Source organism: Paenibacillus sp. IHB B 3415 (genome assembly GCF_000802655.2).
Lineage (GTDB): Bacteria > Bacillota > Bacilli > Paenibacillales > Paenibacillaceae > Paenibacillus_AQ > Paenibacillus_AQ phytohabitans.
In genome coordinates this window covers 26778-42749 of record NZ_JUEI01000031.1, presented here as the reverse complement: position 1 = coordinate 42749, position 15972 = coordinate 26778, and the positions used below count along the sequence as shown (strand labels likewise).

The following is a 15972-nucleotide window of genomic DNA, read 5'->3' as shown; positions in this document are numbered from 1 at the left end:
TTTTGGCCAAGTCTTGCTATTCAGCCAACTGAATTATGAAATTGACTCTATTGTGCAGTTAAAAACAGCGAAAAGGGCTGCCCGCATTTTATAACTGTATTCTGTACAACTAAATCTGCCCGAATGGGTGAGAACCAAGGTCCAAAGGCAGTTTAATTGTACGAAATACAACTAAACGGATAATCGGCTGAAAATCAGACGTTTTAGTTGTACAAAGTACAACTAAGCATACGCATATACCGGAATAGGGTCACTGCAAGCAAACCATCAGTAAGCGATTTACAAAATTAGTTATCATTAGTTTAAATCAGCCCCGTCATTCTTAATCATAGTGTCACTGTGACTAATCACCGTTTGAATAAATTTCAGTGAAGCCTGCAGTTCCGCTTCCGAGAATGTGTTCAAACCCTGAATAAAGTTCTGTTCAAGGCTTTTATGCATCTCGGCGTGAACGGCAAAGAGCTGCCTGCCTTTGGGCGTAAGGCTCAAATAGACTTCTTTCTTGTTGTCATTCATCCGGCTGCGCTTAATGCAGCCTTCCTGGAGGAGCTTGCCGCTGATTTTCGTAATGCTCGCCTTGGACAAATTCATTTTTTCCGCAATCGAGGTGCTGTTAATGGGCTCGTGGTTGCCGATGCAGTCAATGACATGAATGCTTGTCAAAGAGTTTGAATTGAAACTTAGCCCATACTGACGGGTAAGATCAGCGAAAGCATCGAGCTCGGATGCAAAAAGCTGTTCGTTTAAATGCGTTAAGTGGAGTAATCGGCCATACAGCAGCCGCTTAAGTCCTTCGGATGAGTTCATAAGGCTGGGCATCTCCCTGTTATGCAAAATTATCTTTATCCTACCCCGAAATTATTCACTTGTAAACTAACGTGCAGTTTCGCTGTTTAGCTATTAAAGCTCAGCCTATATTCTAATAAATAGATTGACAGCTATGTTATTGCGAAATATAGTTTACTGGTAAACAATTTAAATTGTTGAATGTTAACAATATTCCGGGGAGGATAAGCATGAAGAATGTGTCTCAAACGATAAGAGAACGGCGGACCATTCGGAAATTCAGCGTAAGGCCGGTCGGACAAGAAGGGATCGTTTCTTTGCTGAATGAGGCGGCAAACCTGTACGAAGCTGAGGGGACGCCGCATTGGCGCTGTCTTTATTTCGGCACACCGGAGTCACGTGAAGAGCTGGCTGACAGTATGATTGCCAAGGTGAAGGATAGTCATCTGGGAAAACTCCTTCCTGCCAGGATGACCGGATTTCTAAAAAAACAAATCACTGCTACTCCCGCCCACATCATCTTCATTGCTGAATCCGCCGAAACGCAGCGGCAGCGCGACGAAAATTACGCCGCCGTTTGCAGCATTATGCAGAACGTTCAACTGCTGGGCTGGGAACAAGGGCTAGGAATGCTGTGGTACACGGATTCCATGTTTTGCAGCGGGGCATTTTTTGAGAAAATGGGCTTGAAAGAAGGAGAACGGTTCGCCGGAATGTTGGAAATCGGCTACTTTGAGAAAACGCCGAGGGCCCGGAAAAGAACCCCGGCAGAGGAGAGTTGGAGTATAATAGGTGAGGACGACAGATTCCATCCGGATCTCAACCCTGTTTCTTCGCAAAGCGTCCTGAAATTGCTCAACGAGGCTGTATGGGCACCAAATGATGGAATGAGAGAACCCTGGCGTTTTATCTATGTAACGGGTGGTCAAGCTGCCCGGAAACTGCGATCCCCTGGAGAGGAAGCTTCAACACCTTTCCTTATGGTCGTGGCCACGGAGGAATCGGATCTTCACCGACAGGAAGAGGATTATGCGGCGGTGTGCTGTCTGATCCAGAACTTTCAGCTGCTGGCCAAGTCCGAACCATGGAACCTGCGCCGCCTGATTCCGGAATGGATTTATGACGCGGAGCAGTGCAGGTCATTCGGAATTCGCCCCCGGGAACGGATCGTTGCTGTGCTTGAACTGGGGGGAGAGAAGAGAGTCTCTAATTCCGTGTCTGCTCCAGTGGTTTTCGAACAGTTCAGCAGGGGGAGCGAGCTCGGGCAATAATTTCTATTATTAGCTGTAGATACAGGCGACAGAGTTATAAAATTAAAAGTCGGTATTTGTAAAAATCGGGCCTTTGTAATAAAATTAGTGAGAATCATTGATAATCATCCTGATTCAATTTATAATAATTACAATGTGATATAAAATCTAATTGCTTGTAATCAGGGAAATCCTGTGACAATACAACTTTCTGATTTCGCAAATCGATCAATGGAGGGAATAATAATTATGGCAGCAGATTTTGTCATTGAGGGACTGAAAGCGACGATTGAAGGAAAAGAAATTCTGAAGGGGATCAACCTTCAAATGAAAGGCGGAGAAATTCACGCCATCATGGGACCGAACGGTACTGGTAAAAGTACTTTGGCCTCAGCCTTGATGGGTCATCCGAAGTATGTGGTTACAGAAGGCACAGCCGTGCTTGAAGGTGAAGATCTGCTGGAAATGGCGGTGGATGAACGCGCCCGTGCCGGCCTGTTCCTAGCTATGCAGTATCCGAGCGAGATCAGCGGGGTAACCAATTCCGACTTCCTGCGCAGTGCAATTAATTCCCGGCGTGAAGAGGGCAGCGAGATTTCCCTGATCCGTTTCATCCGGCTGATGGAAGCTAAAATGAAGGAACTGGATATGAATCCTGAATTCCTGCACCGCTACCTGAACGAAGGCTTCTCCGGCGGTGAGAAGAAACGTAATGAAATTCTCCAAATGATGATGCTGGACCCTAAGATCGTCATTCTTGACGAAATCGACTCCGGCCTTGATATTGATGCACTCAAAATTGTTGCCGATGGTGTGAACTCCATGCGCAGTCCGGAACGCGGATTCCTGGTTATCACTCACTATCAGCGTTTGCTTAACTACGTCAAACCTGATTATGTACATGTCATGATGCAGGGACGGATTGTGAAATCCGGCGGCCCGGAGCTTGCAGAACGTCTGGAAGCAGAAGGTTATGAATGGGTTAAGGAAGAACTCGGCATTGAAGACGAAACTGTAGGACAAGAAGCTTAGAAACGCTGGAAGGAGGAAACCACTTATGACGACGCAAACCATTCTTCCCGTGGATGCCCAGAAGCTCGGCGAATTATCGCAGAGCAGCGGCGAACCGGGCTGGCTGAAGGACAGCCGCTTGAAGGCACTGGAGCTTGCCGCTGAGCTTGCCCTGCCGAAGCTGGAGAAGACACGGATTGACCGCTGGAACATTAACAACTACGGAGAGTACAAGGCAAGCCAGACTTTCACATCTCTTGGCGAAGCACCTGCTTCAATTGCCGCTCTGATTAAGGATCAGGAGGAAGGCAGCCTGATCATTCAGCGCAATTCGGGAGCCGTATATGCCCGTCTGGCTCCTGAGCTGGCTGCGCAAGGCGTGATATTCACCGATCTGCAGACAGCAGTCAGAGAGCATGGAGATCTGGTGCAGCGTTATCTGCATAAGGCAGTATTGCCTGAAGAGCATTCCATCGCCGCACTGCATGCAGCGCTGTGGAACGGCGGGGTATTCCTCTATGTTCCGAAGAATGTCATCATCGAAACCCCGCTGCAGGCGGTGCTGTTAACGGATGATGCCGAGGCTGCATTTGTTCCGCATATTCTGATTGTTGCCGATAGTAATAGTTCATTAACCTACGTGGATAACTATGTATCAGATAAGTCCGAAGCGGGTCTGCATAATGGGGCCGTTGAGGTATTTGTAGGCGCAGGTGCCACAGTACGCTATGCTACGGTGCATCAGCTTGGGCAAGACACCACGGATGTTACCTACCGCCGTGCGGTAGTGGAGAATGACGGAACGATCGAATGGATCATCGGTGAGATGAACTATGGCGATACCGCCAGCGACACCAAGTCTGTGCTGAAGGGTAACGGCTCAAGCTCGGATGCCAAAGTAATTGCTGTAGGTACCGGTTCGCAGAAGCTGAGCTACACTACGCAGGCCCAGCATTTTGGCAGAAACACTCCGAGTGATATGATTACCCGCGCAGTGATGCGGGATTCGGCCACTTCCATTATTAACGGAATTACGAAGATCGAGAAAGGTGCGACAAGAGCGGACGGGCAGCAGACCGAGAAGGTTCTGATGCTGAGTCCCAAAGCACGCGGCGACGCCAACCCGATCCTCCTTATAGATGAAGATGATGTAACTGCAGGCCATGCCGCTTCCGTAGGACAGGTCAATTACGAGCAAGTCTATTACCTGATGTCCCGGGGAATTACGCGGCATGACGCAGAAACACTGATCATATACGGCTTCCTGGCTCCTGTTGTGTCGCAAATTCCACTGGAGGGACTGCGCAATCAGCTCCAATCTCTTGTGGAAAGGAAGTTAGGCCAATGATTAGCAGCTCAATTCGGGAGCAATTTCCCATCTTGAATCAGAATATTAACGGCCACCCGCTGGTGTATCTGGACAGCGCGGCAACTTCCCAGAAGCCGCGCCAGGTCATTGAGGCGGTCAAGTCTTATTATGAATGGGATAACGCCAACGTCCACCGCGGAGTGCATACGCTGGGCAGCCGGGCAACGGATGCATATGAAGGCGCCCGCGAGAAGCTGGCTAAGTTCATTAATGCCCGCAGCACGAAGGAGATTATTTTCACACGCGGTACTACAAGCGCACTTAACATTGTAGCTTCCTCTTACGGACCTTCTGTCCTGCAGGAGGGGGATGAGATCGTGATTACCCAGATGGAGCATCACAGTAACTTCATTCCCTGGCAGCAGCTGGCCAAGAAGACAGGGGCAACCCTGAAATTCATTCCTCTGCAGAAGGATGGTACGGTGACGCTGGAGGATGCAGAGAAGACGATTACGGCTCAGACCAAGATCGTAGCTATTGCTTATGTATCCAATGTTATGGGTATCACACATCCTATCAAAGAGCTTGCAGCAATTGCTCACCGTAACGGCGCCGTAATCGTGGTGGACGGAGCACAGAGCACGCCGCATATGAAGGTGGATGTGCAGGATCTGGACTGTGACTTCTATGCACTGTCCGGTCACAAGATGCTTGCCCCTACGGGAATCGGCGCTTTGTACGGTAAGAAGGCACTGCTAGAGGCCATGGAGCCTGTCGAGTTCGGCGGCGAGATGATTGATGATGTAGGCCTGTACGAATCGACCTGGAAAGAGCTGCCCTGGAAGTTCGAAGGCGGGACACCGATTATTGCGGGTGCCGTTGGACTGGGAGCAGCGATTGATTTCCTGCAGGAGGTTGGACTGGATAATATTCACCGTCATGAGATGCAGCTTGCCGCTTATGCGGAGGAGCGCCTGTCAGAGATCAGTGATCTGACGATCTACGGTCCCCGGAACCGTCAGGTTGGAGTAGTAACCTTCAACCTTGGTGATGTTCATCCGCATGACGTAGCTACCGTGCTGGATGCGGAAGGGGTTGCTGTCCGTGCCGGACATCATTGCTGCCAGCCGCTGATGCGCTGGCTGGAGGTCAGCTCAACAGCCCGGGCCAGCTTCTACCTGTACAATACGGAACAGGATGTAGATTCGCTGGTTCAAGCCTTAATTAAGGCAAAGGAGTATTTCGCCTATGAACTTGGATGACTTATATAGACGCGTAATTATGGATCATTACAAAAATCCCCGGAACCGTGGTTCATTCGAAGATGACGCACTGAAGATTGAGCTGAACAACCCTACCTGCGGCGACCGCATTACGCTTCAGCTTAAGGTAGAGGACGGCATCGTCAAGGATGCCCGTTACAGCGGCGAAGGCTGTTCGATCAGCATGTCGTCGGCTTCGATGATGACGGAAGCGGTCAAAGGCCAGACTGTAGCGCATGCGCTTGAGCTGGCGGACAGCTTCTCCTCTCTGATGAAGGGTGAAGCAGCAGATTTCGGAGACTACGAAGATATTGAAGCCCTGTCCGGTGTTAATAAATTTCCGGCGCGGATCAAATGTGCCACACTGGCCTGGAACGCGCTTCGCAAAGGCATAGATACGGAAGAGAATCACCCACAACATTAGAAACAAGGAGGCTGACACCATGGCTAAGAAAGCGCCTGATATGGAAGAGTACCAGTATGGATTCCGTGACGAGCACAAGTCGATATTCCAGTCTGGTAAAGGGCTCACGGAAGAAATTGTCCGGGAAATCTCCGCAATCAAAAACGAGCCGGAATGGATGCTTAATTTCCGTCTGAAATCCCTGGAGCAGTTCCGCAAAATGCCAATGCCCCAGTGGGGCGGCAATATGGACGATCTGGATTTCGAGGACATTCAATATTATGTAAGACCTTCTGAGAAACAGGGTAAGACTTGGGAAGAAGTGCCCTCCGAGATCAAGGAAACCTTCGATAAGCTGGGCATTCCGGAAGCGGAGCAGAAATTCCTGGCCGGTGTCTCGGCGCAGTACGAATCCGAGGTTGTTTACCACAGCATGCAGAAGAACCTTGAAGATCAGGGTGTAATCTTCACAGATACGGATTCTGCACTGCGTGATCACCCGGAGTTGTTCAAGAAGTTCTTCGGGACGATCATTCCTCCGGCAGACAACAAGTTCGCCGCACTCAACAGTGCAGTCTGGTCCGGCGGTAGCTTCATCTATGTTCCGAAGGGTGTGAAATGTGAAGTGCCTTTGCAGGCCTACTTCCGGATCAACTCCGAGAACATGGGACAATTTGAGCGTACGCTGATTCTTGCAGATGAGGATAGCTTCGTGCATTACGTCGAAGGCTGTACCGCACCGATCTACAGTACCAACTCCCTGCATAGTGCAGTGGTTGAAATTCTGTGCATGAAGAATGCCCGTGTTCGTTACACGACCATTCAGAACTGGGCGCCGAATATCTACAACCTTGTAACGAAACGTGCGGTAGCCGAAGAAAATGCCACCATGGAATGGGTAGACGGCAACATCGGTTCCAAGCTGACAATGAAATACCCGGCTGTCGTGCTTAAAGGCCGCGGAGCCAAGGGTTCGGTATTGTCCATCGCAGTAGCAGGCAAAGGCCAGCACCAGGATGCAGGCGCCAAAATGATTCATCTGGCACCGGACACCACATCCACCATCGTCTCCAAGTCGATCAGCAAGCATGGCGGCAAGGTCACTTACCGCGGACTCGCTTCCTTCGGCCGTCAGGCGGAAGGTGCGAAGTCTAATATCAAATGCGATACGCTCATTATGGATAACCAGTCCACGTCGGACACGATTCCTTACAATGAGATCATGAACGATAACATCGTGCTTGAGCATGAAGCTACAGTATCCAAGGTCTCTGAAGAGCAGCTGTTCTATCTCCAGAGCCGCGGCCTGACGGAAGCTGAGGCTACGCAGATGATCGTTATGGGCTTCATCGAACCGTTCACCAAAGAGTTGCCGATGGAATATGCGGTAGAGATGAACAGATTGATTAAGTTCGAAATGGAAGGAAGCATCGGTTAAACAGAAGCTTCGAGTATAACCAAGTAATATCCAGTACGTGCCCACAGATTCTTGACGCAATATTGTCTAAGATCTGTGGGCATTTTTATGTGGTATGGGAAATTGTACAACGTGAAATAATGTAGTGGACACAGGAGAAACCGCGTAAATTATATCTTTCCGGTCCCAAGGAGGCCCCGATGAGAAAATTGGTCGTATCAGAGTTTTTGACGCTCGATGGAGTAATGGAGAATCCGCAGTGGACTTTCGCCTATGGAAGTGAAGAACAGGAGAAATACAAGTTCGGTGAATTGAAGGATGCCGATGCTCTGCTGCTGGGGCGTGTGACGTATGAGGCATTTGCCGCTGCCTGGCCCAATATGCTGGAGCAGACCGGGGAATACGGCGAGATGATGAACGGTTATGCCAAACATGTCGTCTCCACAACGCTCTCCGAAGTCACCTGGAACAATTCAAGCCTCATTAAGGACAACCTGCCGGAGGAGATAACTAAGCTTAAACAGCAGCCGGGCCGAGATATCCTGGTATTCGGCAGCTGTACGCTGGTACAGAGCCTGATCCGTCTGGGTCTCGTGGATGAATTCCGCCTGATGGTATTCCCGGTGCTGCTTGGCAGCGGCAAACGGCTATTCGGTGAAGGACTTAAGGAGCAGGGACTGCACTTGACAGATACCCGGAGATTCTCCCCGGGTGTGGTTGTTGCCAGCTACGGACCGGTTAAGGATTAGGTCCATGGCAAATCGGATGAAACAAGCTTAATGAACAAGTGCAAGCACCGGAGCATAGCTGTTATGTTCTGCTGCTTGTGCTTTTTTGTGTGTAGTCACGATGAAGCGGACTGAGATTCCGTTATCCTGTATTTTCGCGTCTGAAGGTAGGGTCGAACGGCCAAATAAAGGAATGTGAGTCCGGGTGACGGGCAAATCCTCCTGATTTGCCCGATTAGCGGATTTTCAGTCCGCCTCAGGCAGGAGGGGTCCGTTAAAGGCTTGCAGCGACGCTTTTGTAATATTAATACATAATATTCCTTTTAACGGACGGCCAAAAAGCAGTTTCGCAGGGTTGAATCTTGCTATATCTTAATTGAGCAGTATTTACGAGGAAATAGGAGGAATTAAAGCTATGGGAGGGCTTTACTACCTGCTTAAGCCTAGTTTTTTCCGAAAAAACAAGGAAAATGCTCATTTCTCCCCTTTGCCGCATTAAATCATGGGTGATAAACTGCTTAAAGTCCCTAAATTGAAAGCGCATAAAAAGGTGGCTTAAGATGTGAGGTTTGGGGGCTAAGACCATGCTTACGAAGTAGCTTTACTTCGTAAAGCTTTAAGGAGGAGAGATATGGATGTTCTCAGGCAACTGCGGGGCTTTTATCGGGAGAAACTGCATTATTTGATTCTGTCGATTATATGTTTGGCGGCCGCAACTGCAGTGGGGCTTATTACCCCCAATTTGTTAAGGAGATTGATTGATGATGTTATTGTTCCCCTAAAGTTTACTGAGGTGCCCGTACTCGCTCTTAGTGTGCTTGCTGTAATTATTGTTAAGGCCTGCCTGCAATTTGCCCATGGCTTCTTCGGTGGACGGCTGGGGAATTTTCTGGCCTACCGGCTGCGCAATGCCTGCTATGAGAAGCTGCAATTCCTGTCCTTCCGTTACTATGATACGGCGAAGACAGGTGACCTGATGTCCCGGCTGACCGGGGATTTGGAAGCGATCCGGATGTTCATCGGCTTCGGATTTGCCCAATTGCTGAATGTATTTTTCATGGTTTTGTTCGGTTCCATCATGATGTTCACAATCAACTGGCAGCTTACGCTGGTTACTCTGATCACTATGCCGTTCCTGGCTGTAGTTGCACTCAGATTCGAATCCAAGATTCACCCGGCCTTTCAGGAGATGCGTCTGGCGTTAAGCTCCCTGACAACGGCTGTACAGGAGAATGTCACCGGTGTGAGAACAGTCAAATCGTTTGCCAGAGAGGCTTACGAAGTTGAGAAGTTCTCACACCGTAATGAACGTTATAAGGATAATCAGATTTTTGCCGCCGAGCTATGGAGTAAATTCTTCCCTGTGATGGAGCTGTTGGCTTCGGTCAGTGTAGCGATATTGCTGGGGGTTGGCGGTACACTGGTCATTAACAAGCATATGTCGCTCGGAGAACTCGTCGCTTTCTTCAGCCTGATCTGGTATATTATCGGCCCGGTATGGGGCCTTGGCTTCCAAATCAACAACTATACCCAGTCCAAGGCATCCGGAGAACGCGTGCTTCAAGTCCTTAATCAGCAGATCGATGTGAAGGATAAAGAGAATGCAAGTGAGCTTGTACCGTCCGAAGTGAAAGGCGAAGTGGATTTCGATCATGTTACTTTTGCTTACGGGAACAAGATGCCGGCAGTCAAGGATATTCATTTCCATGCTGAGCCAGGTGCGGTCATCGGATTCCTGGGAGGAACCGGCTCCGGGAAGTCAACCATTACCCAATTGATGATGCGCGCTTATGATGTGAATCAGGGAAGTATCAAGCTCGACGGGGTGGATATCCGTGAATTCCAGGTCCGCAGTCTGCGGGCACAGATTTCGACGGTGTTCCAGGAGACGTTCCTGTTCTCCTCCTCCATCCGCAATAATATCTCCTATGGACTCAAAAATGTCAGCATGGATGAAATCATCCGTGCCGCCGAGCTGGCGAAGGCGCATGAGTTCATTATGGAGATGCCGGAGGGCTATGATACCGTGGTAGGTGAACGCGGGATGGGCCTATCCGGCGGACAAAAGCAGCGGATTGCCATTGCCCGCGCGCTGCTGAAGAACCCGCGGATTCTCATTCTGGATGATGCGACCAGCGCGGTCGACATGGAGACGGAGCATGAGATTCAGGCAGGATTCCAGGAGGTTATGCGCGGACGTACAACCTTGATCATTGCCCACCGGATTTCCTCTCTGCGCCATGCCGACCAGATTATAGTTATGAATGAAGGGAAGATGGTGCAGCAAGGTACGCATAAGGAACTGATTGAGGTTCCGGGACCTTACCAGGATGTATACCGGATTCAATATGCCGATTATTTGGCCAGGGATAATGAACTAGGGGCAGGTGATCCGGCATGAAGCTTGAGACATCCAAGCAGACCGCAAGTGCGCCATTAGAGAAGGATAACAGCAAGGCAGAGGAACAGACTTTGGAGGAGCGTTTCGTCTATAAGGATGATGACGTGATTGACAAGGCTTTTGACTGGAAGCAGTTCACCCGCCTGTTCGGCTATATGAAGCCGTATGCCAGGCAGATGCTGCCGCTCGTCGCGGTAATGATGATTCTGGGTACAGTGACGAAGCTGACGGTTCCGTTCCTGACAAGTATGGCGATCGATAAGGCAATTGCTCCCGAGGACGGCAACTCAAGTCTTACGCTGCTATACACGCTGACGGCCAGTGTTATTGTGCTATATCTGATCCAGTGGATCGCCGGTGTGTACCGGATTAAGTATACGAATGTGATCGGGCAACGGGTCATTTATGATCTGCGTTCGGATCTGTTCCGCCATATTCAGAAGCTCTCCTTCAACTTCTTCGATAAAAGACCGGCCGGATCAGTACTGGTGCGGGTGACGAATGATATCAACTCGCTGCAGGATTTGTTCACGAATGGGGTCGTCAATCTAATGATCGACTGTGTGCAGCTGGTCGGCATTATGGTCATTCTGCTGCTGATCAACTGGAAGCTGGGACTTGCGGTAATGATTACTGTACCGGTTATGTTCCTGATCTCCACCAAGCTGCGGCAGCGGATCCGGATCGCCTGGCAGGATGTGCGGATGAAGAATTCCCGGATCAACTCCCATCTGAATGAATCGATTCAGGGGATTCGCGTGACCCAGGCTTACACCCAGGAAGAAGAAAATATGCATTATTTCGATGCCATGAACATGGACAGCCGGAAATCCTGGAACAAGGCTTCGGCAATGAACCAGGCGTTCGGTCCGATTATTGAAGTCACCGGCGGCTTCGGAACGATGATTCTCTTCTGGTTCGGGGCTTATCTGATCCAGTCCGGTGAGCTTACCGTTGGTTTCCTGGTAGCCTTCAGTACGTATGTCAGTAACTTCTGGGACCCGATCAACCGCCTCGGCCAGATGTACAATCAGCTGCTGGTGGCCATGGCTTCCTCGGAGCGGATCTTCGAGTATCTCGATGAGCAGCCTGCGGTTCAGGATAAGCCGGGTGCAACGCCGCTGTCCAAGATTCAGGGAGACATTCACTTTAACAAGGTCGTATTTGAATATGAAAAAGGCCGCGCCGCGCTCAAAGGCATTGATCTCGATGTGAAAGCCGGCCAGTCGATTGCCCTCGTCGGCCATACCGGCTCCGGTAAAAGCACGATCATCAACCTCATCGGCCGGTTCTATGATATCAAGAGCGGCGACATCACGATCGACGGCAGAGATATCCGTGATGTAACCCTGCAGAGTCTGCGGGAACAGATCGGGATCGTGCTCCAGGATACCTTCATCTTCTCAGGAACGATCCGGGACAATATCCGGTTTGGACGGCTGGATGCTACAAATGAGGAGATTGAAGAAGTTGCCAAGGCAGTGGATGCTCATGACTTCATCATGAAGCTGCCGGGTGGCTATGAGACCGAAGTTGAAGAGCGCGGCAGCGCACTGTCCATGGGCCAGCGCCAGCTGCTGTCCTTCGCCCGGGCGCTGCTCGCCGATCCGCGGATTCTGATTCTGGATGAAGCGACAGCCAGTATCGATACGGAGACGGAGATCAAGATCCAAGAAGCGCTGAAGCTGCTGCTTCAGGGCCGGACCTCCTTCATCGTAGCCCACCGGCTCTCCACCATCCGCCATGCGGATAAGATTGTGGTGCTGGATCATGGCGAGATCAAGGAAGAAGGCAATCACGCCGAGCTTACCGAGCGTGACGGCATTTATAACGGTTTAATTGAAGCGCAGTTCCGCTTCTTATAGCAGAAGACAAACAGCAGCCCTCCCCGGCACACTTTAATTAGCAGGGAGGGCTGCTGTTATTTTTATAGAATTCACCCCTGCCGCTTGGCGGCTCTGCCGGTTACCCGGACCTCCAGCATCTGTGCACTGATCTCCTGCTGCCACTGAGAGTCTTTCGTATGTGCCGCCAGCATGGCTTCATTGTTCAGCCGGGCCATTTCCCAGCAGTACACCGTGTTGACATGAAGGCAGTGCTGCTGCTCGTCACGTTCCGCTGCGGCCAGCGGCCGCTTCAGACTTAGGGTATACAGCTCCGCAAGGCGCTGATGAACTGCAAGCATAGGTTATCTCCTCCAAATGATCGTTTGCTATCAGCCTAGCCTTGGAGGCCGGGATTCAAACCGGGGAAAATAAAGTTCTTGAAATCGCTTTTTTTTATGCTACAATAACAGTAATACAGGATTGTGACCGGTAACGCGGGCAATGCCTAAGCTGATGCGAGTATCATTTTCTTAATGATATTGGGATCAACTTAGGCTTTTTTTGTACAAACTATATGGCAGGAGGTGAGATAGAGATGATTATCGAGAAGGTACTGAACAACAATGTACTTCTGACCAAGAATCAGAAAGGCAAGGAAGTCATTGTCATGGGCAGAGGGATTTCCTTCAACAAGGTGGCAGGGGATTATGTAGATCCGGCTAAGGTGGACAAGATTTTCCTGCTCAATGAGAACGAATTCACGGCACGGCTGACAGAGCTGCTGAATGATATTCCAGTGGTGCATCTGGAGCTGGCCAATGAGATCGTGATGTATGCGAACGGGGTGCTGGGCACAGAGCTGAGTGATAATCTGTACCTGACGCTGACGGACCACATTCATTTTGCGCTGCAGCGTTTCGAAAAGGGAATCATGCTGAAGAACGCGATGCTGTTCGAAATCAAACGCTTTTACAAGAAGGAATATGAGATCGGGCTGGATGCCCTCAAGATTATCGAGCAGGCAACGGGCCTAGCGCTAGGTGAAGATGAAGCCGGTTTTATTGCCCTGCATCTGGTGAATGCCAGGATGGATGGCGGCAATGAGATGAGATCAACCGTCAAGATGACGGAAATCGTGCAGAATATTCTGAATATTGTTACCTATCACTACAAGCTGGTGCTTGATGAGACTTCGCTGAATTACTCGCGGTTCCTGACGCATCTGCAGTATTTCTCCATGCGGATCCTGAAGAAGGAGAGCAATAACAGCGGCGAGGAGTTTCTGTATAACCAGGTGAGGCAGACTTATGTCAAGGCCTTCGAATGTGCAAGCAAGATCAATGAGTATCTGGAGAAATCCCATGGCCAGAGCTTAAGCAAGGATGAATATGTCTATCTGACCATTCACATCCAGCGGGTGACGGACCGTAACAGTCTGGAATAACACATCCCCTAAGCGAACCCTCTAACTTCATATTTTCCATCCTACAGGGTGTAACTGGTAATGCAGGCAAAACCTGAACTGATGGCAAAACTAGCGTTTTTTGACGCCCTTTTGCCCTGAGTTCAGGTTTTTCTTGTCTGCAGGGGGGGATAATAGAACTTGCTGGCACAACCCGCCTTTGCAGCGATGTTTAATCAATCGAGAAATATAAAGGAGCATACCCAAGTGAGCAATAAAGACTTATCCAAACAGATTATTACACTCGTTGGCGGAGAAGGTAATGTGAATTCCGTATTCCATTGTGCAACACGCCTGAGATTCAAATTGAAGGATAACAGCAAGGCCAATAAAGCAGCGCTTGAAAAAACGCCGGGAGTCATTACCGTGGTGGAGAACAGCGGCCAGTTCCAGGTCGTTATCGGCAACAATGTCAGCCAGGTGTTTGAGCAGATTATGAAGGAAACCTCTTTGCAGGATGCAGAGAAAAGCGGTAATGACGAAAGCTCCGAAAGTACCGGTGTAGTCGGCAAAGCGGTCGATATTATTTCAAGCATTTTCTCTCCGATTCTCGGTGCGCTCGCCGGTGCAGGGATTCTCAAGGGCTTGTTGGCTTTGATTCTCTCGCTGGAATGGATCAGCGGCACCAGCGGTACGTATCTGATTCTCAATGCAGCGTCGGACAGCGTGTTCTACTTCCTGCCTGTGTTCCTGGCAGTTACAGCGGCGCGTAAATTTAAAGCTAATCAATTTGTCTCCATAGCAGTAGCCGGGGCGCTGATATACCCTTCGGTAATTGCTGCTGTGGGTTCGCCGGACCCGCTGAACTTCCTGGGGATCAAGATTGTGCTGATTAACTATTCCTCCAGTGTAATTCCGATCATTCTGGCGGTATGGGTACAATCCTATGTGGAGAAATGGTTCCGTTCGTTCATTCATGAATCGGTCCGAAATATTCTGGTTCCCATGTTCGCGCTCTTAATTGTAATTCCGCTTACGTTCCTGGCCTTCGGACCTGTAGGCTCACTGATCAGTGACGGTTTGGCTTCCGGTTATACCTGGTTGTACAATCTTAGTCCTTTGGTTGCCGGGGCTATTGCCGGGGCATTCTGGCAGGTATTCGTGATCTTCGGCGTGCATTGGGGCTTTGTGCCGATCATGCTCAGCAACATTGCTACGCTGGGGTATGATACGATGCTGCCAATACTCTGCGCAGCAGTTCTGTCTCAGGCCGGTGCAGTATTCGGCGTATTCCTGAAATCCAGGAACCCGCAGCTCAAAGCTCTGGCCGGTTCTTCCACACTGGCAGCCATCTTCGGGATTACTGAACCGACAATCTACGGGGTTACCCTGAAGCTCAAGAAACCGTTCATCTATGCCTGTATCTCCGGTGCGATCGGTGGGGCGATTATTGCACAAGGCGGCGCAAGAGCACTGTCCTTCTCCTTGCCGGGACTGCTGGCCTTGCCGACTTATTTCGGAACTGGATTCCTCTGGGTAATCATTGGGATACTCGTAGCCTTCTTGCTCGCTGCCATTCTGGTATTTGTCCTTGGATTTGATGACCCGGCAGCTGATACTGCAGCTTCTGTTAACTCAAGCGGACCGGCTACCCCAACTACACCCACGATGATTGACAAAGAATTGGTGGTAAGTCCTCTGGCAGGAGCACTGCAGCCGCTCGAAAGCCTGCCCGATGAAGCTTTTGCTTCCGGCGCAATGGGTAAAGGCATTGTCATCGAGCCGTCCTCCGGAAAGCTGACTTCTCCGGTGAACGGAACGGTAACCACGGTATTCCCGACAGGGCATGCGATTGGCATTACTTCGGATGGCGGCGCAGAGCTGTTGATCCATGTAGGAGTCAACACGGTGAAGCTGAAAGGTAAACATTTTGACAAAAAGGTACAAGAGGGAGATAAGGTCGTGCAGGGTCAGCTCATACTGGAATTTGACCTGGAAGCTATCCGTGCGGCAGGCTTTGTAACAGCGACTCCGGTCATTGTCACCAACTCGGCAGAATACCTCGATGTTCTGAAGAATACCGGAAGCGAAGTGACAAACGGCGAAGCTTTGCTAACCCTAATACACTAGAACCCGTGCTTCAATGAGCAGGTACTTACGACTTATAAAAAGGAGAT

The 15972-nt window shown here is 50.0% G+C and carries 13 protein-coding genes; 11 read left to right on the top strand and 2 right to left on the bottom strand.

The window, feature by feature from the left end:
- Window positions 1-297: 297 nt before the first annotated feature.
- Window positions 298-807, bottom strand: coding sequence for a MarR family transcriptional regulator (locus QW71_RS16015; RefSeq protein WP_039300239.1), 510 nt, complete (start codon window positions 805-807; stop codon window positions 298-300).
- Between the two features lie 209 nt (window positions 808-1016).
- On the opposite strand from QW71_RS16015, the gene QW71_RS16010 reads away from it, so the two are divergent.
- The 9 genes from QW71_RS16010 (at window position 1017) to QW71_RS15970 (ending at window position 12432) form a co-directional block, all read left to right on the top strand.
- Window positions 1017-2057: a nitroreductase family protein gene (locus QW71_RS16010; RefSeq protein WP_047013801.1), complete on the top strand. Its 1041-nt coding sequence runs from the start codon at window positions 1017-1019 to the stop codon at window positions 2055-2057.
- Between the two features lie 228 nt (window positions 2058-2285).
- Window positions 2286-3068, top strand: coding sequence for a Fe-S cluster assembly ATPase SufC (gene sufC, locus QW71_RS16005; protein WP_039300236.1), 783 nt, complete (start codon window positions 2286-2288; stop codon window positions 3066-3068).
- 25 nt (window positions 3069-3093) lie between these two features.
- Window positions 3094-4395, top strand: a complete 1302-nt coding sequence (sufD, locus tag QW71_RS16000) for a Fe-S cluster assembly protein SufD (protein ID WP_039300233.1) — start codon at window positions 3094-3096, stop codon at window positions 4393-4395.
- On the top strand, window positions 4392-5618 hold the full coding sequence (locus QW71_RS15995) for a cysteine desulfurase (protein ID WP_039300231.1): 1227 nt from the start codon (window positions 4392-4394) through the stop codon (window positions 5616-5618). Before sufD ends, QW71_RS15995 begins: the two co-directional genes overlap by 4 nt.
- Window positions 5605-6042, top strand: a complete 438-nt coding sequence (gene sufU, locus QW71_RS15990) for a Fe-S cluster assembly sulfur transfer protein SufU (protein WP_039300228.1) — start codon at window positions 5605-5607, stop codon at window positions 6040-6042. Before QW71_RS15995 ends, sufU begins: the two co-directional genes overlap by 14 nt.
- A gap of 19 nt (window positions 6043-6061) precedes the next feature.
- On the top strand, window positions 6062-7459 hold the full coding sequence (gene sufB, locus QW71_RS15985) for a Fe-S cluster assembly protein SufB (RefSeq protein WP_039300225.1): 1398 nt from the start codon (window positions 6062-6064) through the stop codon (window positions 7457-7459).
- Between the two features lie 179 nt (window positions 7460-7638).
- Window positions 7639-8187: a dihydrofolate reductase family protein gene (locus tag QW71_RS15980; RefSeq protein ID WP_039300222.1), complete on the top strand. Its 549-nt coding sequence runs from the start codon at window positions 7639-7641 to the stop codon at window positions 8185-8187.
- A gap of 610 nt (window positions 8188-8797) precedes the next feature.
- The gene (locus QW71_RS15975; protein ID WP_039300219.1) at window positions 8798-10567 is read left to right on the top strand and encodes an ABC transporter ATP-binding protein; all 1770 of its coding nucleotides are present in this window, start codon (window positions 8798-8800) and stop codon (window positions 10565-10567) included.
- A complete protein-coding gene (locus QW71_RS15970) occupies window positions 10564-12432 on the top strand; it encodes an ABC transporter ATP-binding protein (protein ID WP_039300216.1) in 1869 nt (622 codons plus the stop codon). Before QW71_RS15975 ends, QW71_RS15970 begins: the two co-directional genes overlap by 4 nt.
- A 71-nt stretch (window positions 12433-12503) precedes the next feature.
- Here the strand turns inward: QW71_RS15970 and QW71_RS15965 are convergent, their stop codons facing one another.
- The gene (locus QW71_RS15965; RefSeq protein WP_039300213.1) at window positions 12504-12752 is read right to left on the bottom strand and encodes a hypothetical protein; all 249 of its coding nucleotides are present in this window, start codon (window positions 12750-12752) and stop codon (window positions 12504-12506) included.
- A gap of 236 nt (window positions 12753-12988) precedes the next feature.
- On the opposite strand from QW71_RS15965, the gene licT reads away from it, so the two are divergent.
- Both licT and QW71_RS15955 read left to right on the top strand, forming a co-directional pair.
- Window positions 12989-13837: a BglG family transcription antiterminator LicT gene (gene licT / locus QW71_RS15960; protein ID WP_039300211.1), complete on the top strand. Its 849-nt coding sequence runs from the start codon at window positions 12989-12991 to the stop codon at window positions 13835-13837.
- Window positions 13838-14062: 225 nt separating this feature from the next.
- Window positions 14063-15925: a beta-glucoside-specific PTS transporter subunit IIABC gene (locus tag QW71_RS15955; protein WP_039300208.1), complete on the top strand. Its 1863-nt coding sequence runs from the start codon at window positions 14063-14065 to the stop codon at window positions 15923-15925.
- Window positions 15926-15972: the final 47 nt, after the last annotated feature.

Bases quoted from the DNA above. Each gene is read 5' to 3' on its own strand.
- QW71_RS15970 (WP_039300216.1), top strand. From the start codon at position 10,564: ATGAAGCTTGAGACATCCAAGCAGACCGCAAGTGCGCCATTAGAGAAG.
- sufC (WP_039300236.1), top strand. From the start codon at position 2,286: ATGGCAGCAGATTTTGTCATTGAGGGACTGAAAGCGACGATTGAAGGA.
- QW71_RS16015 (WP_039300239.1), bottom strand. From the start codon at position 807: ATGAACTCATCCGAAGGACTTAAGCGGCTGCTGTATGGCCGATTACTC.
- sufU (WP_039300228.1), top strand. From the start codon at position 5,605: ATGAACTTGGATGACTTATATAGACGCGTAATTATGGATCATTACAAA.
- QW71_RS15995 (WP_039300231.1), top strand. From the start codon at position 4,392: ATGATTAGCAGCTCAATTCGGGAGCAATTTCCCATCTTGAATCAGAAT.
- sufB (WP_039300225.1), top strand. From the start codon at position 6,062: ATGGCTAAGAAAGCGCCTGATATGGAAGAGTACCAGTATGGATTCCGT.
- QW71_RS15975 (WP_039300219.1), top strand. From the start codon at position 8,798: ATGGATGTTCTCAGGCAACTGCGGGGCTTTTATCGGGAGAAACTGCAT.
- QW71_RS15965 (WP_039300213.1), bottom strand. From the start codon at position 12,752: ATGCTTGCAGTTCATCAGCGCCTTGCGGAGCTGTATACCCTAAGTCTG.
- sufD (WP_039300233.1), top strand. From the start codon at position 3,094: ATGACGACGCAAACCATTCTTCCCGTGGATGCCCAGAAGCTCGGCGAA.
- licT (WP_039300211.1), top strand. From the start codon at position 12,989: ATGATTATCGAGAAGGTACTGAACAACAATGTACTTCTGACCAAGAAT.
- QW71_RS16010 (WP_047013801.1), top strand. From the start codon at position 1,017: ATGAAGAATGTGTCTCAAACGATAAGAGAACGGCGGACCATTCGGAAA.
- QW71_RS15980 (WP_039300222.1), top strand. From the start codon at position 7,639: ATGAGAAAATTGGTCGTATCAGAGTTTTTGACGCTCGATGGAGTAATG.